Genomic DNA, 25693 nt, shown 5'->3' with positions numbered 1-25693 from the left:
GCCGAGATTTGATATTTCTTTTCGGGTGGCTTCGTTAAAAGCAATTGTTCCGTCGTCGAGCCGTCCTTGTGAGGTGTTGCAATCAGGGCATCTATTAAGTTTGGGGTCGTAATTTGCATAGCAATTCTCGCATACTGTGTATTTCATGATGGCCTCAACTATTTTATTGGGATGCTGGATGTTATGACCCCAGGTCCTGTTCCACCTATGTGTGGGTCTGCATGGTCAGTGATTACGCGGATTTTTTGAGTTACTCCATTTTGTGTTGACGTGCCCTCAAATACTTTTCCATAGAACCCTTCTCTATTGGAAATTACTTGGTTTGATGGGGTGTTGGCAACGTCTTTGGTGGCCTTGGCAATATCTCTATTGCTCCATCCTGCCGGAAACAAAGAACCCTTTTGTCTGCTTGATTTCATCGCAGAATAAGGGAGTTGCTTAGGCGGTCCAACGTGTGGCGAGTGCCTTCTTAGTATGTGCCGGAGGGAACCAAATGAGAATTTATAGCCTTTTCCGCTACCGCAAGTGCTCAGGCCAGCAGGGTCAATCCAAGATGAGGGATTCGGTCCATATTGATAGAGATTCAGCCCCCCCGCCAACCCAATCGGATCCGGCGTAGTAAACCGCCCCACATCCGGATCATAGAACCGGAACGTATTGAAATGCAGCCCCGTCTCCCGGTCCAGGTACTGCCCCTGAAACCGCAGGTTCTGCTCTTCGATGTAGTACGGCTCGCGCACCTCTTCTAACGTGTTGCCCCACACCCGATAACTCGCCTTCCAGACGTTGTGGCCGTCTGCCTCGGTGAGCTGTTCCGGCAGGCCGTTGAGGTCGTTGTGGTAGTAGCGGACTTTTTGCAGCGGGCCGGTGCCGTCGACGCGGGCCAGGGGTTCGTAACCTTCGTCTTCGTAGAGGTAGAGGCTGGTCTGCTGATGGCGATGTTCCTGCAACAGGCGCAGGCCGTCCCAGGTGAAGCGGGTTTCGCCGAGTGGGTAGCCGTGGGGGTCGTGCTCGGTTTTTTCAATGCGTCGGCCCAGCGGGTCGTAGGTCATCCTGACCACGCTGCCGTTTTCGTTGCGCACTTCAATCAACCGGCTTTCGGCATCGTAGGCGAAGCGTTGCAAGCCTCGTTTAGCGCTGCGTTTTTCGATCAGCCGGCCAAACGCGTCATAGCGATAACGCTTGTCCTGATAGGTCAGCAGTTTGTTGTGCACCACCAGCCCGGCACCGGGTTGCGGGGCGTCCAGCAGGTTGGCGGCGGCGTCGTAGGCGAAGGTTTCGCGCTGGCCGTGCGGGCTGTCCTGGCTGGCGATGATGCGGCCGGTGGCGTCGTAGTGCAGCAGTTGGCGGTGTTGCGCGGCGGGTTGCTGGTCGAGTTTACCGATCAGGTTGTCGGCGGGGTCGTACTCGAAGTGCTTTTGCACCGCTGCCGGCAGCAGCGAAGGCTGGCTGCTGTGGCGGCGTTGGCGTGAGCGCAAGCGGCCGCTGCGGTCGTATTCGCTGCGGGTGCTGATCTGGCCCTGGGTGCGTAGCACTTCGCGGTGCAGGCGATCACGCTCGAAGTCGCTGATGACCTGGCCGTCGAGGTTGATCTGGTGCAGGTGGCCGCTGCCGTAGTACAGGCGATTGACCCAGCGGCCGTCGGGCAGTTGGGTCTGGATCAGATTGCCGAGTTCGTCGTAGTGGTGGTGCAGGCTGCCGGCCGTGCTTTGTTCTGCGAGCAACTGGCCGAGGGCGTCGTAGGCGAAGCTCAGGGTTTGTGCGTTGCCGTGGTTGTCGGTGAAGGTGACGGCGGTGAGCTGGTCCAGCGGGTCGTAGCTGTAGTCGGTGCGGCCATCGTCGGTGACTTTGGCGATCAGCCGGCCGACGGCGTCGCGTTCCAGGCGATGAACGATGGGGGCCGGCGGTACTTCGGGGACGACGGCCAGGCCGTTGCCGTAAGGTGCCGGAATCGCCGTGACCGCCGCGACGTTATCCAGCAGGTCATAGGTGTAGCGCTTGGCGCTGCCGTCGAGGTCTTGTTGTTCGGTCAGTCGATCCCCAGCGTCCCAGGCAAACCGATAACTCTCGCCGTTTTCGTTGGTCAGCGCCTGCAGCCGCCCATAGCTGTCGTACCCGAACTGCACCTGCCGACCATGGGCGTCGGTTCGCTGGCGTACCTGGCCGCGACGGTTATGTTGATAGAGCGTGGTGTGCCCGGCCGGATCGGTATAACCGGTCAGCTGGCCGCTGACGTCGCGCTGATATTGCTCGGTGCGGCCGTCCGGCAACTGGCTGCTGAGCAACCGTCCCTGGGCGTCGTAGCTGAACTGGGTGCGTTCGCCGAGGGCATCGGTGATGGTTTGCAGATAGCCCCGGTTGTCGTAGCTGAATCGCGTCGGATAACTCGAGCAATCGATGTGTTCGATCAGTTGGCCGAACGGGTTCCAGCGCAGTTTTTTGCTTTTGCCGGTGGCGTCGATGATCTCGACGACCTGGCCGTGGGTGTCGTAGCGGTAGCGGGTGACATGGCCCAGCGGATCGGTTTCGGCGATGCAGTTGCCGCGCTGATCGTAGCGATATTGCCAGCTGTTGCCGGCGGCATCAGTTTCCACCAGCGGCAAGGCCCAGTGTTCCAGCCATAGGGTCGAGTCACTGCGGCCCAGCGGGTCGGTTTCGCCGATCAGGTTGCCGGCGTCGTCGTAGCTGTATTCGTAGCGCCCGCCCAGCGGGTCGGTGGCGCTGAGCAGTTGGCGTTCGTCGTTCCACTCGAACTGCCAGGTCTGGCCGAGGTTGTCGGTGTACTCGATGATCTGGTGCTGGGTGTTCCAGCGCCGTGTACTGATGCGCTGCGAGCCATCGGTGATGCGCGTGACACCGGCGACGAGGTCATAGTCGAACCGGTAAGTATCGCCCTCGTCGGTCCAGTGGCGGACCACGCACCATTCAAGGTCTTCAACTAACGCCCATTCATAGAAGCATCGCAGCCCCGTGGGCAATTGATGCTCGACCATTCTCCGCCCGGCGTCGTAGCTGAAGCGCCGTTGCACCTGGCCGGTGGCGTCGCGCACTTCGGCCAGATTGCTCATTGCATCGTAGCCATAGCTGACGAGCACTTCGCGACGTTGGTCGGGGTACAGGCGTTCCACCCGAGCCACGCGACCGCCTTCATGAATCAGCTCGACCTGCACCAGATCGAAAGTATCCCGCAGGCGCGACAATCGTCCGGTTTCGTCATAGTCGAGGTAGATGCGGTTGTCGTTGCGGTCGCCCAATTGATCAAGGCGCAGCAGCGCTGTATTGCCCGGCGTTGGATTGAACAAACGGTATGCGCCGTCATCGCTTTCAATCAACAACTGCCCATTAACGTGCCGTCGAACGCTCAGCCCTTCACCGGCACTGAACACCGCGCCGCCCAGAGGAATCGAGCCCATGTCGATGCGCCGGGCTTGTTCATCGGTGTAGACCAGCGTTTCCCCGCCCTCCGGGTGAGGCAGAATTTCCACGCACACTTCGTAGGACACACTCCAGCCCGCGCCGAACACCCCGTCGCGGCGCTCGTCGCGGCTGTTGTAGAAGCGCTGCCAATCCATCGGCAAGACACCGGGCAGCACGAAGTCCAGCTCATCGTCGCCCCCCAGCACCTTGGCCCCGGTCGCGGCGTGCACCGGGTTCGACGAACCCATGGCCGCGTTGGCCATCGCGCTCATGGCGCTGCTGACGGCCATCGACGTCGCGCCGCCGATCAGCATGCATGGCAGTTTGCTGAAGAACTTGCCTTTGCCGCCCTTGAGCATCAGCAACGCGGTGACCGCCAGTCCTACGCCCGGGGTCTTGCCGCTGCGGATCTCGCGCACTACCACCGAGCCGCCACCAATGGTGACGTTGGGTGAGATCAGCCCGGAACCCACCACCTTGGCGTCGCAGGTGGTGCGGTCGCCGCTGCGCACGGCCGGTTGGCCGTTGATGGTGACTTTGTCCGAGCCCTCGGCCAGAAACTGCGGCGGCATCGGCGGATGCTTCATGCAGGTGACCAGGTCCAGCGGCTTGGGCACCGAGCCGGGCGCCGGGGTGGCGACGGTGGGGCGCCACATCTGGGAGAAGAAGCTCTCGGCCATGTCCAGATAGCTGGGCTCGGCTTCGGGCTTGGGTGCCTCCAGCTCGGTACCGGCCGGCGCGACATGGGACGGGATCGCCCCGGCGGCGCGGGCGGCGGGAATGTTGTTGGTGAGGGTGTTGGTGGAACCGGTGAGAATCGTCGCCTGCACCATGGGCGGGAACAGCGAATTGCTGAAGCTCTCGCACAGGTTGCTTAAACCCTTGTCGGCCCCGGTCTTGCTCATGGCGAGACCGACGATCGTGCCCACCACCGCGCCGAGCAGGAAGCAACCGAGGCCGCCGGTGGCGACGGTGATGCCGGTGGCCGCGACCACGGCGGCGGTGGCCAGCGCGGTAATCGCAATGTTGGCCGCCACCTCAAGCACGCCGCCAAGAATGTCGGCCATCATCGAGGTGTGGTCGAGTGCATCGCCCAACCGGGCGGCCCAGAGTGCGTCAGACATGCGGGATGTTTATCCGGCGCAAGCGTCTGACGGCTGCGTAATCGTTGCGCTTGTAGCGCAATTCGATGCCTTCCATTGCACGTTTTCCCTTGTCGGTTATGGCATGCGCATCAGCGCAGTCCTCAGTCGTTTGATCAGCTTCGGATCCTTGAGGCAATCGGCTGGCCGTATGTTATCCAGGGCGGGCACTTGCTGTTCGATCCACCACAATCCTTCCTTGAGCCCTCTTTTACCGTAGAGAATGACCGCCATATCGAGGTTGCCATCCAGTCGTTTCGCCAGGGTGCGGGCGTCGTCGAGATAGTCTTCTTCATATAACTGCACAAGCACTTGCCATTCGGCATCGCCAGGGTAATCGTCTTCCAGTTGTTCCATCTTCTGCGCTCATTGGCCGGGTCAGATTCATGACCTGAAGATTAACCATAAAAATAATCAAAAAACAGTTCGAAATTTTCTTTCCCAAGCAGGGGACTGACTTCCTTTGTGACTAATTTCACGAACTTGCTGGAAAGCTCGTCATCATCGTTATAGATCTCAAAGATTTCGAATTTTCCGTGGACAACCTCAATCAACTTGGCAAAAGCGAAAAAGAAATCAGCCAATGAATCGGCAATTTTGAAAGGCAAAGTCACGTCACCGCTGGCAAATACAGGTGTGCCCTCAATGTTGGTAACAGCGATGACAGGTTTACCGCCTCCGATATCATCCATAAATACTACAAAACTGGCTGGCCAGTGTGGGTTGAGCTGCGACTTGTTTGAATTGCCATCCCACTTGTAGCCCACTTGGTCCTCTTCAAGGATGTTCAGATCAAAAAAACGTATCGGAGTCAAACCTGTCTCTATCTCTACACCCACAGGCTCGTAGTTGTCATAGAAAAAATCAGTTTCGACAGAGCGTTCAAGCATTTGCGGCCATGTGGCGTTGACTTGGCCATTCTTTTCGAAGCTGCCCTCTAACTGGAACTTTTTGTGGATACGGCGCAGCTCTATTAGTGCCTTTTCTAACGCGCTCATGTTCGTTATTCCGAATAAAAACTCAAGTGACGCATTTAGGCTTGCCAGGCGTTTAAGGCAGTTGATCAAGCGCCTTCATAGCTGTTACCACCAGCTGTGAATTAAACGCTGCTCTTTATCTTAGTGGTACAGGTAAGCGTCGGGTTAAAGGTCGCAGATTCTCACGATCCGTCCACAGCCCCGGAAATACTTCAAATTTCAAATCGTCACGGTTAAGTCCAGTATCGAAATAGCGGCACAATCTGTCGCTCAAGTCTTCGTCCCCCCACATGTTGGTAAGTTCATACTGTTCAATAGCGTCGCGATTTTTTGAAAGTTTCAGCTCTTTTTGACGCACGGGTGCCAAGCTGTAATCGATAGCGCAGTCTTTGCCGGTATCGATCAGGTCGGCACCGCGAAAGGGGAAACCGCCCTCAAAGTTAACGTGCGGTCGTAACCAGTAACGTTCGTGGTCTGACAGGACCAGTGGAGTCGCAGGCTGTAGTTTTTCGACGGCAAGTCGTTGGGTAACGACCTTCCCTACAAAACCGCTGAACAAAATTTTACTGTCGTCCAGCACGAGATCGCTCCAGATGCCATTCACGCTCTTCACGTCGTAAAAACGCATGACGGAATTCTTGATCATCTGGCCTACGGTATATAAATCGTCTCGCAGTTTGAGGCTGACTAAATCGCCTTCCTTCCAGGTTATGCGCTTGGCCATGGGGCTCACTCCACTTTAGTAATATTAACGAATCACTCATGAGCAACGGCCTCCTCTGCCTTTACTGACCCCTTTGGCGGTGGCTTTGACTCTGGCTTTGTTGGCGGCTTTTATAGCTTTATCCAAGGCTTTACCTGCTGGTGTTTTGGTCAGATGTTTATCAGCCGCAGCAAGGTGCGGTCACCGCTGCGCACGGCCGGTTGACCCAGAGTGCGTCAGACATGCAGGGTGCTCATCAGGCCGGAACGTCGAACAACAGCGAATTCTTGATGGTCGCCCAATGCGCGGCTTCGGCATCGCCGAGTTTTTCGGCCTTCACGTAGCTCAGGGCGAGCATTTTGCGGGTGCCGGGCAACACCAGCGCCAATTGGTACTGGAAGACTTTGTCGTTGCCCTTGTTGAACTGGCTGCGCAACTCGATGCCTTCGATGTCCTGGTTGGCACCCAGGCGCACGGCGACGCCCGGTTGAAAACGCAAGTCTTGCACTTGTTTTTCCAGGCGTTTGAGCTGGTCGTCGAAGTTGCTTTGCAGGGTTTCGCCGTCGGCCAGCAAGCTGCGGCTGACGATCAGCGAAGTGCCCAGTTCGGCGAACTTGAGGATGTTGATCGACGCGTCCAGTAACTCGCTTGCCGGCAGCTGGAACTGGAATTCATTGATTCGGTAGGTCATGGAACACAGCTCTCGTGATTAGCCCTTGGACTTGGGAAACGCGGCATTGATGTTGGCGTCGATGCTCGCCTTGACGCCCTGGCCATCAGGTGTGGCGCCAGCGCCGCCGCCGTTGTTCAGGTGCAGCACGCCGCCGGTGTTGAACTCGGCATCACCGCTGGCATAGAAGCTGATTTGCACGCCGGTCAGGTTGATCTGGCCGCTGGCATTGAGCTCCAGGATGCTTTCACCACAGACCAGCCGCAGGTTCTCGCCCACTTCAATGACGTAGCTCTGGCTGATGCTGTCGGTCTTGCGCTGGCCCACCGACAGAATGTCTTCCTGCTTGACGATGCGCAGACGGTTGTTGCCGATGGTCACTGTCTCGTTATGCCCGATGCTCTTGTTGCGGTCGTGGCCCACCGAGTGGCTTTCATCGACCTCGACCACGATGTCCTGATTGCGCTCGGCATGGATGTACAACTGCTCGGCGCCTTTTTTGTCTTCCATGCGGATTTCGTTGAAATTGGCCGGTGTGCCACCCTTGCTCGAACGGCTTTTCATGCCGCTCTGGGTGGCGTTTTCCGGCAGGTCGTAGGGCACGGTCTGTTCGGCGTTGTAGACGCGACCGGTGATGATCGGCCGGTCCGGGTCGCCTTCGAGGAAGCTGACGATGACTTCCTGGCCGATCCGCGGGATCTGCATCGAGCCCCAGTTTTTACCGGCCCAGGACTGTGACACGCGAATCCAGCACGAGCTGTTTTCGTTGGACTGATCATGCCGGTCCCAATAGAAATGCACCTTCACCCGGCCAAACTGATCGGTCCAGATTTCCTCGCCTTTGGGGCCCACCACCAACGCGGTCTGCGGGCCTTTGACGATTGGGCGGTGGGTGTTGGGCAGCGGGCGGTAGCTTTGTTGGGCGTCGATGCAGGTCAGGCTGCTTTCGAACTGTGCCGAAGGCGCACCGCCACCGGTTTCCCCGCTTTCCTGGGAAATGTAATAGCGGGTGCCGACGATCAGGTATTCACGGTTCTGGTCCTGGCGGCTGAAGCCGGTGAGGCTGAACAAATGACCCGAGCCCAGGCCTCGGGCGTTGCCGGCCAGCTCGACCTGTTCGTGCAGGGTCTGCAAGGCTTCGATACGGGTGCGGGCGTAATGTTCGCCGTCTTCGCTTTGCACATAAGTGCCGGGGTAGTCGTACAGCGGATAATCGCCGGCGGTGTGCGGACGGGGCATGGCCGAGCGCACGTCGATACGCGCGCTGGGGCGCTGGAAATCATAGTCGTTGAGTTCCAGCGAACCCGGCTGGACTTCCTGGGCCAGGTGCCAATCGTGGATGTGATCGCGTTCGCGCTGCTGCTCATTCCTAGGGTAGTAGGGCACCGAAGCGTAGCCGGGCGCACTGGTGTGAGCGCCGTAGGCATCGGCCAACACCAACACATGACGACCCTGTTCATGGCGGAAGAAGTAGTAGATCCCTTCCTGCTCCATCAGGCGGCTGACGAAATCGAAACTGGTTTCGCGATACTGCACGCAGTATTCCCACTCGCGATAGGGCCGGCTCAGGGCGTCTTCGAAATCGGAAAAGCCGAGGTCGCGAAACACCTGCTTGATGATCTGCGGGATGCTCAGGTTCTGGAAAATCCGGCAATCGGAGGTGCGGGTCAGCAGCCAAAGCCAAGGCCGTAGCGTGACCTGGTAGCTGGCGAACTGGCCCTGGTCGACGTTCTGGCTGCAGCGGGCAACGATGCCATGGAAATGACGCTCGCCACCGCCGTCCAGTTGCAGGCTCAGGGACATGGGTTTGCCGAGCAACTGGTTGAGGTCGATGGCATTGTCCAGCGAATGCAGCTGCAACTCATAGTTGAACAGCCGCCCCAGCTCTTCACCGCCGCCCATGTCTTTGAGCAACAGCACCTCCGGCCCCAGGGGGCTGGTGACTTTTGCCAGGCGTGAGGCTTGGTTGAATAACATGGGCTGTCCTTATTCGCTGTCGCAATCCTTTTGACGCTGCCGAAGATTGCAGCCTTTTGACTTTAAAGATCAAGAGATTGCGACCTTCGGCAGTTCGTACAGAGACGCGCGACCGCCAAGGGCGATGGCGCTGAAGTCATAATGTAGTTCGTTACTTGGGGGAGAGGAACCAGACTCTTGATTGTTGCCAGGCATTACCTGAATATCTGCTCCCCTGCGCGTCACCTCACGTCTATGGAAAGCGATTACTGTGACCTCTTACCGCATGCAAGAAGCCGATCTCGAAATCCCCGATACCTGGCAGGACCAGAGCATCAATATTTTTAAGCTGCCAGCAGTCGGCCCTGCTAAAGAAGCCAGTTTCGTCATCAGTCGCGATGCTACCCAGGGCGACGCGCCATTTGCAGAATACGTGGACCGCCAACTCAAAAGTGCGGAGCAGCAACTGCCGGGTTTCAAGCTGGTTCAGCGCTGGGACACGGTGCTGCAAGGGCATACCGCCACATTGCTGGATTACACCTGGCAACGCGAGGGGCGCGAACTGATGCTGCGCCAGGTGTTTATCGAGCGTAAGCCGTCCGTGCTGATCACCACCTTGACCACGACACCGAATGACTTCGCCTATCACGAGCAGGCCTGGAAACTGGCGATGCATTCGTTCAAGCCACAGCCTCCAATCATCTGAGCATCCATACGTCCCACTGAGCAGTCATACACATCAGTAAGGTAGATGCGCGCAATGGATGCACAGGCTGCAGCACGTCTGGGTGACGAAATAGCCCATGGATTCGGGGTCGCAGCGATGGTCGCCGGTGCCGTAGCCGGCGCCTTGATCGGTGCCGCGGTCATCGCCGCGACCGTCGCCACCGGCGGTGTGGCGGTGGCGATTTTTGCCGGCTCGATTGCGGCCGGCGGCTTGTCGATGTTCCAGGTCGTCAAGGGGCTTTCCACCATCTTCAATTTGCCCGAGCCCACAACGGGCAAGTTGCAGATGGGCAGTTTCAATGTCTATATCAACAGCCTCAATGCCATGAGAGCGGGAGAGGACGTCGCTTCCAGCTGCTCCGGGCTGCCGATGAATCATCCGATGTGGCCCTTTCCGGTATTGATCGCTGAAGGCAGTGCCACGGTGTTCATCAACGGCAAACCGGCAGCACGCTTGCACAGCAAAATGGTTTGCGGTGCTCATATCAAGAGCGGCAGCCCCAATACGTTTATCGGCGGGCCAACGGTGTCGGTGGCGTTTGTCCTGGATATCGAGGGGTGGATGCATACCGGGTTGGAAGCACTGGGATTACTGGCTGTGGCGGGGGCTGCAGTACTCGCGGCCATGGCGGGCCTTGCCGCGTTAGCCGGTTTCGTGGTGATTGGCGGCACGATGATGGCTGGCATGGCGTTGCTAGGGGATTTGGGTGATCGCTTGGGGCCCGGTTATCGGGATCTGCTGCAGGGTGTCGCTGGGTTGGCGCTTTTGGGCCTGGGACCGAAAATGGCAAAAATCGGTGCTGCGCCCAAGCCGCGCTCGGTGAGCTTCAAACCGGGTTACACGGCAGACGATATCGTTGCGATTCCCAAGTCCAGCCGGCCGGATCCCTCTGAGTACCTTGAGGCTTCCTATATCGACAAGCATCTTAAGGTCTTCCAGGATGAAGGCGGTGCGTTTCTATTTACCCCGGATGATATTGCCAACCCCATGTACGCGACCTTTAGCGACACCAAGTACGTCATGGCCAAATCAGACCTGCACGGTGTGGTCGGCGAATTTAAAAAGACCGGCGATCTTTCAATCTTGGAGTCTGCCCTGGGCTATGACCCGGGCTCCTTTACCGGCAAGGAAATTTACATGATGGACCTGAACAATCCCAAGGTGGTCATGCCAAGCGGTAACGAGCGGGGAGCGAACCCGCTATGGCGTCCTGGCGGCCTGACCCATCCGGGTGGCATGCGTGAGGCGGTATTGGATAAGGTGGGCATTCCACACCAGAACGACATCAATTTTCTGCTCGCGAACCCTGATGTAGTGAGAATTCAATGAGTACCCATCCAGACAATGTATTGCTGCTTGCCCTGGCCAATGACGAATTGGATAAATTCCTTGTAGGCGAGCCGTTCTACTTTCAAGAAGCCAAAAACGACTACGATGAACCGCAGAATATCGTCGTGGCCTTCGATTTGCTGGTGTTGCGTTACTGGCAGCAGACCCGCGATGCCAACTTCCCCGCACGCTTCGTGGCGGCGTTGCTCAAGATTCTCGCGGCCTACCCCGATCGTAATCGGGCGATTTATGTCGCAGCGGTCTGGGTTTGGTATTACCGATTTTGCCTGAGCAAAAAGCATGCACAGCCCGAGGGGCTCTATGCCGAGCTGTTCGAAATCGACATGGGGGCCGTGGCCTTGGCCCTTCAGAGGCAGCTTGAGATCAATAAGGCAGCGCTTATCCTGGATACACGTTGGGCTGGTGGCAGCTGGAACAGCCAGAACGGTTTATGGGGGCCGTTGATGCGTACCGCCCTGGTAGTCAGGGACAAACTTGGAGGACCGGACTTCGTGCCTGCCAATCCCTGAGGAGCGCTTAAAGATGGATTCAAGATCAGGCAGGTCGATGATGTCGCAGGGCGCATGCCCAGAAGTCCGATGGAGGGGAACCACTATTTCCTGGGGCCAGGCAAGCACTTGCCGGGTGGAGCTCCAGAAATGGTTGTCGAGTCGATTCCTATCAAGGATGCGGACGGTATTACCACGTTAACCGAGGTATTTGTCAGTGATTAATGATGTGCTGAAGGGATTCGTGGAAAAAGCGGACGGTGACTTGATCCGTGTTCGAATCATTGTTAACGCGCTGGACTCGCCCCTGCGCGCTATCGGGTTTTTGCATGCGACAGAGAAAGATATCTATGTTTTGAACGTCGCGGACGACAAGCAGAAGGCTAAGGTATTCGATGAACTACGTTCATTAGGGGTGGCCTTTTCGGCGGGTAAGGAATGGTGTCCCTCCGAAGTTTTCGAATACCTTCGTGACGAGCAACTGCTGAGCGGTCAATTTTTGCGAGTCGCGTGGACGCAGCCGGGTCAATACCTGCTTACGAACGCGTGAAATTTCAAGATGCTCTGGTCCACCGCGAACATATGTTCTCCTTGGGCATCGAACAAGACGCCGGTCGATTCTACGTCTCCATACCAGTCAGCAATGGCATGGCCGACTACGAGGAATACTATGAAATCGACCGTGCGACCTTTGAACTGTTCAGGCGTGACCCGGGTGCCGCACTGCCGTTTGTCATGCGTTGCAGAAAGCGCGAGCTGGACGAACTGTTGATGATCCAGCCGGGAACAAACCGCGGCACGGCCATCTGAGCGTCGAAAGGCAAGGGCGCTGAGGCCGGCGTTATTCCTTGCGTGAACTCAGTGTTTGGCTTTTGCCGGGAATAATGCTTTTACCGCCGCATCAATCACACCCTTGATACCTTTACCTTTGGGGTCCACTTCGCTTGCGCCTCCGGAGTTGAGGTCCAAACGGCCGCCGGTGTCGATATTGCCATTGCCACTGGCGTAGATATTGAACGCCGTGCCCGAGATGTTGATCTCGCCACTGGCATTGAATTCCAACACGCTTTTGCCACAGACCAGTCGAATTTGCGATCCCGCCTCCATGAGGTATTGGGTGCTGACGCTGTCGCTCTTGGTTCCTCCGACATGCAAGGCATCGTTGCGCTTTACCGCCCGGAGGCGGTCTTCACCGATACGTACTGTCTCGTTATGCCCGATGCTCTTGTTGCGGTCGTGGCCCACCGAGTGGCTTTCATCAACCTCGACCACGATGTCCTGATTGCGCTCGGCATGGATGTACAACTGCTCGGCGCCTTTTTTGTCTTCCATGCGGATTTCGTTGAAATTCGCCGGTGTGCCACCCTTGCTCGAACGGCTTTTCATGCCGCTCTGGGTGGCGTTTTCCGGCAGGTCGTAGGGCACGGTCTGTTCGGCGTTGTAGACGCGGCCGGTGATGATCGGCCGGTCCGGGTCGCCTTCGAGGAAGCTGACGATGACTTCCTGGCCGATTCGCGGGATCTGCATCGAGCCCCAGTTTTTACCGGCCCAGGACTGCGAGACGCGAATCCAGCACGAGCTGTTTTCGTTGGACTGATCATGCCGGTCCCAATAGAAATGCACCTTCACCCGGCCAAACTGATCGGTCCAGATTTCCTCGCCTTTGGGGCCCACCACCAACGCGGTCTGCGGGCCTTTGACGATCGGGCGGTGGGTGTTGGGCAGCGGGCGGTAGCTTTGTTGGGCGTCGATGCAGGTCAGGCTGCTTTCGAACTGTGCCGAAGGCGCACCGCCACCGGTTTCCCCGCTTTCCTGGGAAATGTAATAGCGGGTGCCGACGATCAGGTATTCACGGTTCTGGTCCTGGCGGCTGAAGCCGGTGAGGCTGAACAAATGACCCGAGCCCAGGCCTCGGGCGTTGCCGGCCAGCTCGACCTGTTCGTGCAGGGTCTGCAAGGCTTCGATGCGGGTGCGGGCGTAATGTTCGCCGTCTTCGCTTTGCACATAAGTGCCGGGGTAGTCGTACAGCGGATAGTCGCCGGCGGTGTGCGGACGGGGCATGGCCGAGCGCACGTCGATACGCGCGCTGGGGCGCTGGAAATCATAGTCGTTGAGTTCCAGCGAACCCGGCTGGACTTCCTGGGCCAGGTGCCAATCGTGGATGTGATCGCGTTCGCGCTGCTGCTCATTCCTGGGGTAGTAGGGCACCGAAGCGTAGCCGGGCGCACTGGTGTGAGCGCCGTAGGCATCGGCCAACACCAACACATGACGACCCTGTTCATGGCGGAAGAAGTAGTAGATCCCTTCCTGCTCCATCAGGCGGCTGACGAAATCGAAACTGGTTTCGCGATACTGCACGCAGTATTCCCACTCGCGATAGGGCCGGCTCAGGGCGTCTTCGAAATCGGAAAAGCCGAGGTCGCGAAACACCTGCTTGATGATCTGCGGGATGCTCAGGTTCTGGAAAATCCGGCAATCGGAGGTGCGGGTCAGCAGCCAAAGCCAAGGCCGCAGCGTGACCTGGTAGCTGGCGAACTGGCCCTGGTCGACGTTCTGGCTGCAGCGGGCAACGATGCCATGGAAATGACGCTCGCCACTGCCGTCCAGTTGCAGGCTCAGGGACATGGGTTTGCCGAGCAACTGGTTGAGGTCGATGGCATTGTCCAGCGAGTGCAGCTGCAACTCATAGTTGAACAGCCGCCCCAGCTCTTCGCCGCCGCCCATGTCTTTGAGCAACAGCACCTCCGGCCCCAGGGGGCTGGTGATTTTTGCCAGGCGTGAGAGTTGCTTGAATAGCATCAGTAATCCCGTAAACGTTGTAATCGCCGCAGCGCTTTTCTCAGCAGAAACCGGATCAAATGTGGGAGCTGGCTTGCCAGCTCCCAGACTGAGCGCATTCCTCCAGGGCTATGCGGCGTCGCTGAAGTCGTAGTGCAATTCGTTGTCCCGGGCGCTGATTCGCACCCCTGCCAGCGCCTTGCCTTCGAGCATGCGGGTGAGGAACTCGCGGCTCATGTCCGGTAGCAGGCTGTTGGTCAGGATGGTGTCGATCATCCGCCCACCACTTTCGGTTTCGGTGCAACGGGAGACGATCAGGTTGATCACCTCATCGTCGTAATCGAACGCCACTTTGTGGGTGTTCTCCACGCGCTTCTTGATGCGGTTGAGTTGCAGGCGGGTAATGGCCTTGAGCATCTCGTCGCTGAGCGGGTAGTACGGAATGGTCACCAGGCGGCCCAGCAAGGCCGGCGGGAAAATCTCCAGCAGCGGCTGGCGCAGGGCTTTGGCGATTTCTTCGGGCTCGGGCACGTTTTGCGGGTCTTTGCAGACTCGGGCAATCAGCTCGGTGCCAGCGTTGGTGGTCAGCAGAATCAAGGTGTTCTTGAAGTCGATCACCCGACCTTCGCCGTCCTCCATCACGCCTTTGTCGAAGACCTGGAAGAAAATCTCATGCACGTCCGGGTGGGCTTTTTCCACCTCGTCCAGCAGCACCACGCTGTAGGGTTTGCGCCGCACGGCTTCGGTCAGTACGCCGCCTTCGCCATAGCCGATGTAGCCCGGTGGCGCGCCCTTGAGCGTGGACACCGTGTGGGCTTCCTGGAATTCGCTCATGTTGATGGTGATGACGTTCTGCTCGCCGCCGTACATGGCTTCCGCCAGGGCCAGGGCGGTTTCGGTCTTGCCCACGCCGGAGGTGCCGGCGAGCATGAACACGCCAATCGGTTTGCTCGGGTTGTCGAGGCCGGCGCGGGAGGTCTGGATGCGCTTGGCGATCATCTGCAAGGCGTGGTCCTGGCCGATGATACGTTTCTTCAAGTGCTGGTCGAGGTTGAGCACGGTTTCCAGTTCGTTACGGGCCATGCGGCCCACCGGAATGCCCGTCCAGTCGGCGACCACCGAGGCTACGGCCTGGTAATCCACAGTCGGCAGGATCAACGGGGTTTCGCCTTGCAGGGCGCTGAGACGCTGTTGCAGGTCCACCAGTTTTTCGCGCAAGGCGTGGCTGGTCTCGCTGCCATCCTCGCTGTCCACCACACCGACGCGCTCGCGCAGGGTGGCGCGGGTGGCGAGCAATTCGTCTACCAGGGTTTTCTCTTCGGCCCAGCGACTTTCCAGTTCGGCGAGGCGTTCGCGCTCGGCGGCCAGCAGGTTTTCGCTGTTGCTCTGGCGGGCGCCGATGACGATGCCGATGGCGTGCTCGCGGGCGATGATCTGCAGCTCGGTTTCCAGCGCCTCGATGCGACGACGGCTGTCGTCCACTTCGGCCGGCACGGCATGCAGGCTGATGGCGACCCGGGCGCAGGCGGTGTCCAACAGGCTCACGGATTTGTCCGGCAACTGGCGCGCCGGGATGTAGCGGTGAGACAGCTTGACCGACGCTTCCAGAGCTTCGTCGAGGATCTGCACCTGATGGTGTTTTTCCATCGTCGAGGCCACGCCGCGCATCATCAGCAAGGCCTTGTCTTCCGACGGCTCGGCCACTTGCACCACCTGGAAACGACGGGTCAGGGCCGGGTCTTTTTCAATGTGCTTCTTGTACTCGGCCCACGTCGTGGCGGCCACGGTGCGCAACGTGCCCCGGGCCAGAGCCGGTTTCAGCAGGTTGGCCGCATCCCCGGTACCGGCGGCGCCACCGGCACCTACCAGCGTGTGGGCTTCGTCGATAAACAGGATGATCGGTTTCGGCGACGCCTGGACGTCTTCGATGACCTGGCGCAGGCGCTGTTCGAATTCACCTTTCATGCTCGCGCCGGCCTGCAACAGGCCGACATCGAGGCTGCGCAGTTCCACGTCTTTGAGCGCCGGCGGCACGTCACCGGCGACGATGCGCAGGGCAAAGCCTTCGACCACCGCGGTTTTACCGACACCGGCTTCACCGGTCAAAATCGGGTTGTTCTGCCGACGACGCATGAGGATGTCCACCAGCTGGCGGATCTCTTCGTCACGGCCGACAATCGGGTCAAGCTTGCCGCTGCGGGCCTGCTCGGTGAGGTCGACGGTAAAACGCTTGAGTGCTTCCTGCTTGCCCATGGCGCTGGGGGCCATGGCGCCGCTGGCTTCACCGGGCACGCTGCCTGCGTTGAAACCATCGCTGGCGCTGAGCGCATTTTCCGGCGAGTCGCCGACGTATTCGTCGAACCGCTCGCTCAGGGCCTCGACCTTGATCTTGTCAAACTCTGCCGACAGCCCGAGCAGCCCGTGGCGCAGGCTCGGGGTCTTGAGGATGCCCAGCACCAGGTAACCGGTACGCACCTGGCTTTCGCCGAACATCAGGCTGCCGTAGACCCAGCCACGTTCCACGGCTTCTTCCACATGGGAGGACAAGTCAGTGATTGATGTCGAGCCCCGTGGCAAACGATCCAGGGCTTCGGTCAGATCTCGGGCCAGGCGTGCCGGTTCGATATTGAACTGGCGGATAATGCGGTGCAGGTCCGAGTCCTGCAATTGCAGCAACTGATGAAACCAGTGGGCCAGTTCCACATAAGGGTTGCCACGCAACTTGCAAAACACGGTGGCGGCTTCGATGGCTTTGTAGGCCACGCTGTTTAACTTGCCGAACAACGCGGCGCGACTGATTTCACCCATGCTCATGGCTCCTTGAGGTCTGTGAGGTGTTGGCTTGCTCGGCGTAATGCCGGGCCAGTATTAAATCCTTGGCATCTGTTTCGGGCCGGCCCAGCCAGGTATTGAACCCCAGACGGAAGCGGCCATTGAGTTGCAGCGCCGGTACTTCGGGCTGTTCCAGGATCAGGTTCAAGTCCCAGTCCAGTTCATGGCCCAGGTATTCGGCCACCCAGGCCACCAGCTCATTGAAAGGTTGGCTGCCGGGCAGCATGCCCATGTAGTCATCGAGCTTGAGCGGCCCCAGGCGAATGCGGAATTTGTGCTGGCGATCCCAGACGTAACGACCCAGGCAAAAATCCATGCCCAATTGATGGGCGCTGACGCCCACGCGGCTGCGTTCCGGCAGCTCCAGCCATTGGCCGACGTACTCCTCGATCTCTACCGGCAGGCCGAAGTATTCGCTGATAATGGCCTTCAGGCCGTCCGGGTAGCGGGTTTGTGCCGACAGATGACCGCTGTAATGCAGCTTCGCCGTGTCGGGGATCAGCCCTTGTTTGAGCAGGCTCGGCATACCCCGGCCGCTCAGTGCCGCCAGGCGTGCCGACCAATAGTCATCGTCCGGGCGATCATGGCTGACCGTCGGTCGCGCTTCGGCCCAGGCCCGATAAAACAGGCTCAGCAGGCGATGGTGGAACACATCCAGGAAGCGTTTGCTGGTGCTGTCGGCGTTGTTGCGCTGGCGTTCGCGCACATACTCAGTGATGTGCAGCGGCAACGGGCCGTTGGGGCCGCCGAGGCCGAAAAAGAACTGCTCCAGCCGCGCCGGCGCGCCGTCGATACCCGGCTGTACCGAGGCCAGGGTCGCCGGGGCGAAGGTGCAATCGGCTTGTTGCCCAAGGCGCAGCGGATCATCGGCCAGGCGCAACGAATGGCCCAGGCGCGGCAGCTCAGGCGATTCGCACTCGATGCGCCGCAACGCCTGGAAGAAGTCATATTCCCAGGGCTCCTGGTGCATCGCCTCCAGGGTACTCACAGGGTCGGACGGCGTCCGGGCTTGGCTTTCCATCGCATGATCTCGCCGCGTTCGGTGGTACGGATCACCGTCTCGGTAAAACTGTTGATCGACACGTAGCGTGCCAGGAAGCGCTCGAACACTGCGCCGAGCAAGAAAACCCCGGTGCCGCGAAACGCGTTTTCATCGAATTCCAGAGTGATCTCCAGGCCACGGCCAAACACGATCGGGCCCGGCATTGGCAAGCGTCGGGTGCAGGCCTTGCTGCTGACTTCGCGCAGGCCTTCGATCTGCAATTGCAGCGCCGTATCGTTGCTGTCGCCGTACAGGCGCAGCAGTTCGCGCAGGGCGGCGGCGCCCTGGCCTTGCTCGCTGAGGGACAGGTAGTTCAGCGAAAGCTGGCTGATCAACCGCCAGGCCTTGGCGTCATGGGCATGGCTGGCGCGTGGGCGGCTCGGGCCTGCCACGCACCGCACCGCCGCTACAGGTGCGCTGTCTGCCAGGGTGAAGTCGGTCTTGCCATTGCCCACGCTCATGAACAGCGGCAGGTCGCGGTTGGTGCATAACGCCGTTACGCCCAGTTGGCGCAGGTCGTGGCGATAGGGTGCCTGCTGGCTGTCCACCAGGCTGACGAAGGTTTCGCTGCCGATGTAGGTCGAGCGCGGGCCGTTGCGCCGCTGGCCGCTGGACAGCACACGTGGTTCGCGCCGCACCGTGTACCAGGCCTGATCGCGGCCGTAACGAGACGGATCACGTACCGTATAGAACGGCAAAAAAGGCTGTTCTGACCCGGTCCCATGGCCGGTGAGGGTGGTCAGGGAATGAATCTCGAAATCCATCGGCCGGGTGCGGTCGGCGATCACATGGTGTTCATGGACCCGCTCCGACAAATGGATGCGATCCAGGCGCTTGGGAAACAAGTTGATTGCCGGGGTGCAGAACGGCAGGAACTGCGCGGCACCGACACTGCCTTCCAGGCTCGGATCGTGACGGTCGAACAGCACGATCAATTCCAGTTCCTGGCCGTCGCAGCGTTTGACCGCACGGCTCAACTGGGTGAAGTCGACAAACAGAAAGCGGTGGGGCAGGGCGAAGTATTCCTGCAACAGGCGATAGCCCTGGAAGGCTCGCGAGACCACTGGCAGCGCGGCGTCGGTATCGTCGAATCCCACGGAACGCAGTGCATCCTGCGGCAGGCGTTCTACCCAATCGCCGCCGGGCTGACGTGCGAAGACGGCGCAGGCGTTGCCCAGCAGCTGTTCATAGAGGCGAAAGGGCTGCTCGTCGGCGCCGCTGAGGTACAGCGGCAGGTTGTCCAGGGTCAGGCTGTTGAATGGCAGTTCGGCCCCGGTACGCAGGGTCAGGCGCAGGCCGGCCTTGGCCTTGGGTTCACTGGCGGCCAGGCGCCCGAGCACGGCGGACGGGTTGCCGAAGTACTCGGCCCGGCTGACCTGCAGCGGCCACAACGTCACCGCGTGGGCGGTGCGGTACTCGCAGCAGGTTTGGGTTTCGCGACCCAGGGCGGCACGCAGGACCGTGTCGCGGGGCAGCGGGAAGCCGCTGCTCAGCGAGCCTTCATCGGGGTCGGCCTGCAGTTGCACGACGGTCATCGACGGTGTCGGCGCCAGGTAATGGGGGTAAGCGATTTCCAGCAAATTGTGGGTGAAAGTCGGGTATTCGGCATCGAGCTTGAGCTGTACTCGCGCCGTCAGGTAGGCGAACCCTTCCAGCAAGCGCTCAACATACGGGTCGGCGCAGTCCATACCGGACAACGTTAGCCGACTGGCGATTTTCGGGTATTCCTGGGCGAACTCCGCCGCGCTTTCGCGCACGTGGAGCAACTCCTGGTTGTACAGTTCCAGCAGGCGCGGGTTCATGAGCGTCTCCGCTGGTCGGCGTTGACCACCCGCACATGGCCGGATTCCAGGTCCAGGTCGGTTTGCAGCATCAGGCGCAGCGGCACCGGCTGCGCCCAGAGATCGCCTTCAATCTCGAAACTCAGGGCGTTGTGGTTCATTTCGGCGGATGCCCGGGCCCGCACGCGCAGGGTATGGCGCAGAATCCGCGGCTCGAACGTGGCGATGGCCTGGTGGATCAGCGCTTCAAGCGCCGCGATATCGACGTTCGACGCACTGTTGCCGGCCAGGGCTGGCAACCCGAAATTGATCACCGAAGTACCGGCCGGGGTGTGCAACGTCGCATCGGCGCCGAGCAATGAAGTGGTGTTGAGCAGCCACGCCAGATCACGCAGCACCGAGGCTTTCAGTTGGCTCAGGGATAGCACGCGCTTGTCGGCGCTTTCCTTGAGATTGCTCGGGTCGTCGTCGGTCAACCGATCCAGCAGGGACGGTTGCAGGCGATCGCGGGTGGCGATTTCGGTTACCACGAGAAATGCGCCACGAAATTTTTCTGGTCCATGCCGCCGGTCATGCAGCCAGCACTACGAGCGACTTTCGACACTTCCATGGGCTGGCCTTTGATTTGGCGGATGGCCTGATACCGAGCGTCACAATCACGGCTCGGAGGGGGCTCGGGCGTGGAGTGCTCCACGATGATGATTTGGGCATTGTTGAAGATTTCGACCCGTGGCTGGCCCTTGCGGTCGACACTCAGAAAACAAGGCCATGGCATGTCTAGTTTCAAGAAGCTTTGGTCCTGTTTGCGTAACGCACATTGCTGATCGTGGTTTTCCAGAGTCAATGTTTGTCCGGCGACAATGACTTGATTGCTGGGTGCAGCAATTGATTGCTGTCCGGCCCAGGCATTGAGGCTCAACGGCAGGCAGCCGGACAGCAGCATCAACAGGGTTCGTTTGATCATTTCAACCCCAAAGCCCAACCTGTTTTGCGCGATGCGCAGAGTCGTGAGTGATTGCATGTGAAGTCGCTTACCAAGTGAAAAGCGCTGTGTAGTCTTTCTGGTCCCCTGCGCCACGCAGGCAACTGGCACTGCGAGAAACCGCCGAAGGTTCGAGCTGACCTTTGATCTGGCGTACGGCGCGGTACTCGGACCGACAGTCGCGGCTGTTCGCAGGGTCAACGCTTATGTGCAGCACGATGGCAATCGGCACATTGTTGAAGGACTCGACGTGCGGCTTGCCTTGGCGGTCGACCGCAAATTGGCAAGGCCATGGCATTTCGAGCGGCAGCACGCTCTGATCCGGTTTACGCAATACGCAGCGCTGCTGCTCGTTCTCCAGTGTCAGCTGTTGTGCGCCCAGGGTGACTACCTGATCCGCGGCAGCAGATGGCGCTTGCTGGTCGGCGCACGCGGATACACTCGACATTACGCAACACAGGGCTACTGCGTTTCGGCTAGACCTGATCATGTCAGCTCCCAGAACCAGATGGCTCGGGATCGGTAGGAAGGGTCGCTATACCGGCCGATGGTCAGGCCGCGATTCCACAGGTCGATATGGTCGCCGGTGCGATTGTCCGATGACTCTCCTGTCTGCTGAAAACAATCCTTAAAGAAGATGAGCCCGGTCTTGTCTTGCAACTTGCGGCGTTCTTCGGCACTTCCACCGAGAATCAGTGGCCGCCCCAGATGGTGCTTCCACAACCAGTTCGCCAGCGACTCGGCACCCCTGGCATGTTCATGCGCACATTTGGGTTCGGTATAGGTAGATTTGTTGACCTTGATGGTCAGCTCCGCATTGAGCGTCATGCTCATACGGATAGCGCACTGGTTGGCCCACGGACCATCGCAAGGCTTTGCGTCGGGATGCGTAACCAGAAGGTCGGAATACGCTTTCCACAAATTAATAAACGAAGGCTTGGCCATGACTCAAACACCGGATGGGGAAGGATTGGATTCGAGCAAGCACCAAACTGCCCCCGACGCATAGCGACGGGGGCATCTTCGATTACGCCTTGACGTTCTGACGGATGTTCCAGCCAAACTTGATCGGGCCGCCGTCTTTGGTGCCGTCGGCTTTCTGCGGTTGGTAGTCCACCAGCACTTTGGCGAAGTTCAGGGTGACGTTTTCGGTCAGGCGATCATCGCTACCCGAGCCGCCGGTGCTCAGGGAAGTGATCAGCACTTCTTCCAGGTTGATGATCATGTACTCGACCTGGCTTTCGCCGCCGGCCTTGCGCACGGTCAGTTTGACCTTGTCGATGTGCTTGCCGGCGGCGCAGTGCATCATCAGGTTCGGCGAGGCCTTGTCGACATACTTGGTCAGCGACAGGTCTTGGACATTCACCTTGCCCGCACCGCCGCCACCACCCGTGTGCATATTGCCGGACTGGGACATGCCCCAGCTCCAGTTCAAGACGTCGATTTCGTCCTTGTGGGCCTTGTCCATGGACTCGCCCTTGATGTCGCCGATCTTGATGAAAATATCAACAGCCATGTTTTCTCCCTGTGTGGTCTCTACCACATTGTGTTTTTGCTGATCGTTCCCACGCTCTGCGTGGTAACGCATCGGGTGAAGCTCTGCGTCCTGGGCGGCATTCCCACGCAGAGCGTGGGAACGATCACATCAAGGGCGGTGTTACGCACCCTTGGCCGAAGGCAGTTTGGATACCAGGCGCAGCGACACGGTCAGACCTTCGAGCTGATAGTGCGGACGCAGGAAGAACTTGGAGGTGTAGTACCCCGGGTTGCCTTCCACGTCCTCGACGATCACTTCGGCCGCAGCCAATGGGTGCTGGGCCTTGGTGGTTTCGGTGGAGTGCGCTGGGTCACCGTCGACGTAGTTGAGGATCCAGTCCTGCAACCAACGCTGCATTTCGTCCTTCTCTTTGAAGGAACCAATCTTGTCGCGCACGATGCACTTCAAGTAATGGGCGAAACGGCAGGTGGCAAACAGGTAGGGCAGGCGCGCGGCCAGGTTGGCGTTGGCGGTGGCATCCGGGTCGTCGTATTCAGCCGGTTTCTGCAACGACTGGGCGCCGATGAACGCGGCGAAGTCGGTGTTTTTCTTGTGCAGCAGCGGCATGAAACCGTTCTTCGCCAGTTCCGCTTCACGGCGGTCAGAAATGGCGATTTCGGTCGGGCACTTCATGTCTACGCCGCCGTCATCGGTCGGGAAGGTGTGGGCCGGCAGGTTTTCCACTTCGCCGCCAGATTCCACGCCACGAATGCGCGAGCACCAGCCGAAGTGTTTGAACGAGCGGTTGATGTTCACCGCCATCGCGTAAGCGGCGTTGGCCCAGGTGTACTTGGAGCTGTCGGCGCCGTCGGTGTTTTCTTCGAAGGCGAAGGCTTCCACCGGATCGGTCTTGGCGCCGTAGGGCAGGCGCGCCAGGAAGCGCGGCATGGTCAGGCCGATATAGCGCGAGTCTTCCGATTCACGCAGCGAGCGCCAGCCGGCGTATTCCGGGGTGGTGAAGATCTTGGTCAGGTCGCGCGGGTTCGACAGTTCTTGCCACGAGCCCATGCCCATCACGGTCGGCGAGGCGGCTGCGATGAACGGCGAGTGCATGGCGGCGCAGACTTTCGACAATTCGCCCAGCAACTCGACATCCGGCGGCGACTGGTCGAAGTAGTAATCGCCCACGAGGCAACCGTAAGGTTCGCCACCGAACTGGCCGTATTCTTCCTCGTACATCTTCTTGAAGATCGGGCTCTGGTCCCACGCAGTGCCCTTGAATTTCTTCAGGGTCTTGTGCAGGTCGGTCTTGGAGATGTTGAGCACGCGGATCTTGAGCTGCTCGTCGCTCTCGGTGTTGTTGACCAGGTAGTGCAGGCCACGCCAGGCGCTTTCCAGCTGTTGGAAGTCCGGGTGATGGATGACCTGATTCACCTGGGCGGTGAGCTTGGCGTCGATGGCGGCAATGATCGACTCGATCGACTTGATCGCGTCGTTGGACACCAGGTCGGTCTGCGCCAGGGCCTGTTCGGCCAGGGTGCGCACGGCGGTCTCGACGGCTTCGCGAGCGCGGTCGGTCTTGGGTTTGAATTCTTGCAGCAGCAGGGAGGCGAACTCGCTGGCTTCTTCGGTGGTGCCCAGTGTCTGAGCGTCTGCACGTACTGAATCGGTCATGATCATTCGTCCTGATTAAGCCTGAGGCTCGGCTGGCTTCGGCGCACTGGCAAGTGCCTGGAGCAGCGCCGGGTCCTTGATGGCCTTCATGATGATTTCTTCGGCGCCAGTCTTGCCGTCCATGTAGGTCAGCAGGTTGGCCAGTTGGGTGCGCGCTTCGAGTAGCTTGTTCAGCGAGTCGACCTTGCGCGCCACGGCGGCGGGGCTGAAGTCGTCCATGCTTTCAAAGGTGATGTCCAGGCTCAGGTTGCCTTCGCCGGTCAGCTCGTTGGGCACGTGGAACGCGACGCGTGGCTGCATGGCCTTGAGGCGCGAGTCGAAGTTGTCGACGTCCACTTCAAGGAACTTGCGATCGGCAACAGGGGCCAGGGGCTCGGCCGGCTTGCCGGCAAGGTCAGCCATAACGCCCATTACGAAGGGCAACTGGACCTTTTTTTCGGCGCCGTAGAGCTCGACGTCGTACTCGATCTGCACTCGAGGCGCGCGGTTGCGCGCGATGAATTTCTGAGAACTTTGCTTCGCCACGTTGCTGCTCCTGGTCGCTCAAGCGACGGTGTTGGCGTCATCGGTGGTACCGGTGACGTGACTGCGTGATCCTTTCGCTTTTATTCGCTGTCTGGTCCGCGCAGGTTTTCAAATTGGCTCATGCCGTCGGGAATCAAATTGCGCACGATGGCCGCAAAGTCGGCGTGCACCAGATTCTTTGCCCGGTTCAGCAGCACCGGCAGCGGGCTGGAAGGCTCTTGACGCGTGTAGTACGCAAGAATCCGGTCCAGGCTGCGCAGTACGTCGTCGCGGTTGTTGATTTCGCCAGTGCCGGTACTGCGCGGTGCGCTCGGTGCGGTGGCGTATTCAACTGGCGCGGCGCTGTCGTCGCTAATGGCATCGGGCAGGGGGCCGTCGCCGCTCTGGGGGGCGAACTGACTGAGGATCTGCAGGGCCATTTTGATCGGCTGTTTCAGCGGGCCAAGGTCAACGCCCTGGGCGGAACCGACGTATTCGCTAACCTGTTGCTCAATGGTCTCGGCGGCATTGCGAGCCTCGTGCAAGGCAGCGCGGGTGATTTCCAGTTGCTCGGGATCGCTGCCGAGGAACGCCCCGGCGAGCTGCTCGGAGCCGAGGCTTTCGTCAGGGAAGCTTTGCAGGCCGCTGGCATTGGCGGCGGCGCGCAGGCTGACAGGGCCAAAGGTACGCGAGCGGGCCAGGATGCTTTCGCGCAGCAGGCGGATGGTGGTGTCCGACGTCAGACCGGCAAGGGCATTGATGCGCACGGTAGGATCGTTGTCGTCATCGGCATCCAGTCGCGGATGCAGGTCGGCCCAGTATTGCTTGAGTAATTCGCCGATCAGCGTCAGGACGCGGGCCAGGCCCGTGACGCCTTCGAGGGCAAGGGAGCTTTGCAAAAGGAAATGGGTGATACGCAGGTCTTTACTGCGTTGCAACAACTCCAGGCTTTGCTGCTGGATGCTGCTCCATTCAGGGGGTTCGGCAGGCAATATCGAATCGCCCATGCTGCGCTCGGGCTGGCCGCGGGAGTCGCGTTCCAGGCGCAAAAATGCCTGGTCATATTCCAGATCTTCACCGCAAGGCGAAGTCTCGGAAACGGCGGCGAGCAGCGAAGGTACTTCCACTGAATTTGATCTCCCTATCGCCCGCTGACAGAGTCGGGCATTTCACACGCGAGTTCGCGATGGAAC

Annotated in this window: 23 protein-coding genes; 5 read left to right on the top strand and 18 right to left on the bottom strand. The window is 59.5% G+C overall.

Going from position 1 to position 25693, the window contains the following annotated elements; all coding sequences use genetic code 11:
• Nucleotides 1-158: 158 nt before the first annotated feature.
• The 6 genes from AO353_RS09680 to AO353_RS09655 form a co-directional block, all read right to left on the bottom strand.
• Nucleotides 159-4541, bottom strand: coding sequence for an RHS repeat-associated core domain-containing protein (locus AO353_RS09680; RefSeq protein ID WP_237142972.1), 4383 nt, complete (start codon nucleotides 4539-4541; stop codon nucleotides 159-161).
• Nucleotides 4542-4637: 96 nt separating this feature from the next.
• Entirely contained in the window at nucleotides 4638-4916 is a 279-nt protein-coding gene (locus AO353_RS09675) for a hypothetical protein (protein ID WP_054594723.1), read from the bottom strand.
• Between the two features lie 41 nt (nucleotides 4917-4957).
• Nucleotides 4958-5557, bottom strand: coding sequence for a hypothetical protein (locus AO353_RS09670; RefSeq protein ID WP_054594722.1), 600 nt, complete (start codon nucleotides 5555-5557; stop codon nucleotides 4958-4960).
• A 115-nt stretch (nucleotides 5558-5672) separates the two neighbouring features.
• The gene (locus AO353_RS09665) at nucleotides 5673-6260 is read right to left on the bottom strand and encodes a hypothetical protein (protein ID WP_054594721.1); all 588 of its coding nucleotides are present in this window, start codon (nucleotides 6258-6260) and stop codon (nucleotides 5673-5675) included.
• Nucleotides 6261-6495: 235 nt separating this feature from the next.
• On the bottom strand, nucleotides 6496-6930 hold the full coding sequence (locus tag AO353_RS09660; protein WP_054594720.1) for a DcrB-related protein: 435 nt from the start codon (nucleotides 6928-6930) through the stop codon (nucleotides 6496-6498).
• Nucleotides 6931-6948: 18 nt separating this feature from the next.
• Complete coding sequence (locus tag AO353_RS09655) at nucleotides 6949-8886, bottom strand: type VI secretion system Vgr family protein (RefSeq protein ID WP_054594719.1); 1938 nt, start codon at nucleotides 8884-8886, stop codon at nucleotides 6949-6951.
• Between the two features lie 250 nt (nucleotides 8887-9136).
• Between AO353_RS09655 and AO353_RS09650 the strand changes: the two genes are divergently transcribed.
• The 5 genes from AO353_RS09650 to AO353_RS09630 all read left to right on the top strand — a co-directional run bounded on the left by AO353_RS09650 (nucleotide 9137) and on the right by AO353_RS09630 (nucleotide 12240).
• Nucleotides 9137-9571: a DcrB-related protein gene (locus AO353_RS09650; protein WP_054594718.1), complete on the top strand. Its 435-nt coding sequence runs from the start codon at nucleotides 9137-9139 to the stop codon at nucleotides 9569-9571.
• 54 nt (nucleotides 9572-9625) lie between these two features.
• On the top strand, nucleotides 9626-10921 hold the full coding sequence (locus AO353_RS09645; RefSeq protein ID WP_054594717.1) for a PAAR domain-containing protein: 1296 nt from the start codon (nucleotides 9626-9628) through the stop codon (nucleotides 10919-10921).
• Complete coding sequence (locus tag AO353_RS09640) at nucleotides 10918-11451, top strand: hypothetical protein (protein WP_054594716.1); 534 nt, start codon at nucleotides 10918-10920, stop codon at nucleotides 11449-11451. Before AO353_RS09645 ends, AO353_RS09640 begins: the two co-directional genes overlap by 4 nt.
• Nucleotides 11452-11647: 196 nt before the next feature.
• Nucleotides 11648-11980, top strand: coding sequence for a hypothetical protein (locus AO353_RS09635; protein ID WP_054598204.1), 333 nt, complete (start codon nucleotides 11648-11650; stop codon nucleotides 11978-11980).
• Nucleotides 11981-12012: 32 nt separating this feature from the next.
• The gene (locus AO353_RS09630; RefSeq protein ID WP_219731479.1) at nucleotides 12013-12240 is read left to right on the top strand and encodes a hypothetical protein; all 228 of its coding nucleotides are present in this window, start codon (nucleotides 12013-12015) and stop codon (nucleotides 12238-12240) included.
• A 48-nt stretch (nucleotides 12241-12288) separates the two neighbouring features.
• On the opposite strand, the gene AO353_RS09625 is transcribed toward AO353_RS09630, so the two are convergent.
• The 12 genes from AO353_RS09625 to tssA form a co-directional block, all read right to left on the bottom strand.
• The gene (locus AO353_RS09625) at nucleotides 12289-14229 is read right to left on the bottom strand and encodes a type VI secretion system tip protein VgrG (protein ID WP_054594714.1); all 1941 of its coding nucleotides are present in this window, start codon (nucleotides 14227-14229) and stop codon (nucleotides 12289-12291) included.
• 108 nt (nucleotides 14230-14337) lie between these two features.
• Nucleotides 14338-17016 (bottom strand): type VI secretion system ATPase TssH, encoded by a 2679-nt coding sequence (gene tssH, locus AO353_RS09620; protein ID WP_054594713.1) that lies wholly within the window; start codon nucleotides 17014-17016, stop codon nucleotides 14338-14340.
• Nucleotides 17009-18061, bottom strand: a complete 1053-nt coding sequence (gene tssG, locus AO353_RS09615) for a type VI secretion system baseplate subunit TssG (RefSeq protein ID WP_054594712.1) — start codon at nucleotides 18059-18061, stop codon at nucleotides 17009-17011. Before tssG ends, tssH begins: the two co-directional genes overlap by 8 nt.
• Entirely contained in the window at nucleotides 18025-19884 is a 1860-nt protein-coding gene (tssF, locus tag AO353_RS09610) for a type VI secretion system baseplate subunit TssF (protein WP_054594711.1), read from the bottom strand. Before tssF ends, tssG begins: the two co-directional genes overlap by 37 nt.
• Complete coding sequence (gene tssE, locus AO353_RS09605; RefSeq protein ID WP_054594710.1) at nucleotides 19881-20393, bottom strand: type VI secretion system baseplate subunit TssE; 513 nt, start codon at nucleotides 20391-20393, stop codon at nucleotides 19881-19883. Before tssE ends, tssF begins: the two co-directional genes overlap by 4 nt.
• The gene (locus tag AO353_RS09600; protein WP_237142971.1) at nucleotides 20387-20806 is read right to left on the bottom strand and encodes a hypothetical protein; all 420 of its coding nucleotides are present in this window, start codon (nucleotides 20804-20806) and stop codon (nucleotides 20387-20389) included. The genes tssE and AO353_RS09600 overlap by 7 nt, the downstream gene beginning before the upstream one ends.
• An 88-nt stretch (nucleotides 20807-20894) precedes the next feature.
• A complete protein-coding gene (locus tag AO353_RS09595) occupies nucleotides 20895-21293 on the bottom strand; it encodes a hypothetical protein (protein ID WP_237142970.1) in 399 nt (132 codons plus the stop codon).
• 38 nt (nucleotides 21294-21331) lie between these two features.
• Nucleotides 21332-21790 (bottom strand): type VI secretion system amidase effector protein Tae4, encoded by a 459-nt coding sequence (locus tag AO353_RS09590; protein WP_054594708.1) that lies wholly within the window; start codon nucleotides 21788-21790, stop codon nucleotides 21332-21334.
• A gap of 82 nt (nucleotides 21791-21872) precedes the next feature.
• On the bottom strand, nucleotides 21873-22361 hold the full coding sequence (locus tag AO353_RS09585) for an Hcp family type VI secretion system effector (RefSeq protein ID WP_054594707.1): 489 nt from the start codon (nucleotides 22359-22361) through the stop codon (nucleotides 21873-21875).
• A gap of 141 nt (nucleotides 22362-22502) precedes the next feature.
• On the bottom strand, nucleotides 22503-23996 hold the full coding sequence (gene tssC, locus AO353_RS09580; RefSeq protein WP_054598202.1) for a type VI secretion system contractile sheath large subunit: 1494 nt from the start codon (nucleotides 23994-23996) through the stop codon (nucleotides 22503-22505).
• Between the two features lie 15 nt (nucleotides 23997-24011).
• Entirely contained in the window at nucleotides 24012-24521 is a 510-nt protein-coding gene (gene tssB, locus AO353_RS09575) for a type VI secretion system contractile sheath small subunit (RefSeq protein ID WP_007894500.1), read from the bottom strand.
• 80 nt (nucleotides 24522-24601) lie between these two features.
• Nucleotides 24602-25627, bottom strand: coding sequence for a type VI secretion system protein TssA (tssA, locus tag AO353_RS09570; protein WP_054594706.1), 1026 nt, complete (start codon nucleotides 25625-25627; stop codon nucleotides 24602-24604).
• Nucleotides 25628-25693: the final 66 nt, after the last annotated feature.

The sequence above is a fragment of the Pseudomonas fluorescens genome (genome assembly GCF_001307155.1).
Classification (GTDB): Bacteria; Pseudomonadota; Gammaproteobacteria; order Pseudomonadales; family Pseudomonadaceae; genus Aquipseudomonas; species Aquipseudomonas helvetica.
This window is presented reverse-complemented; position numbering and strand designations above follow the sequence as displayed.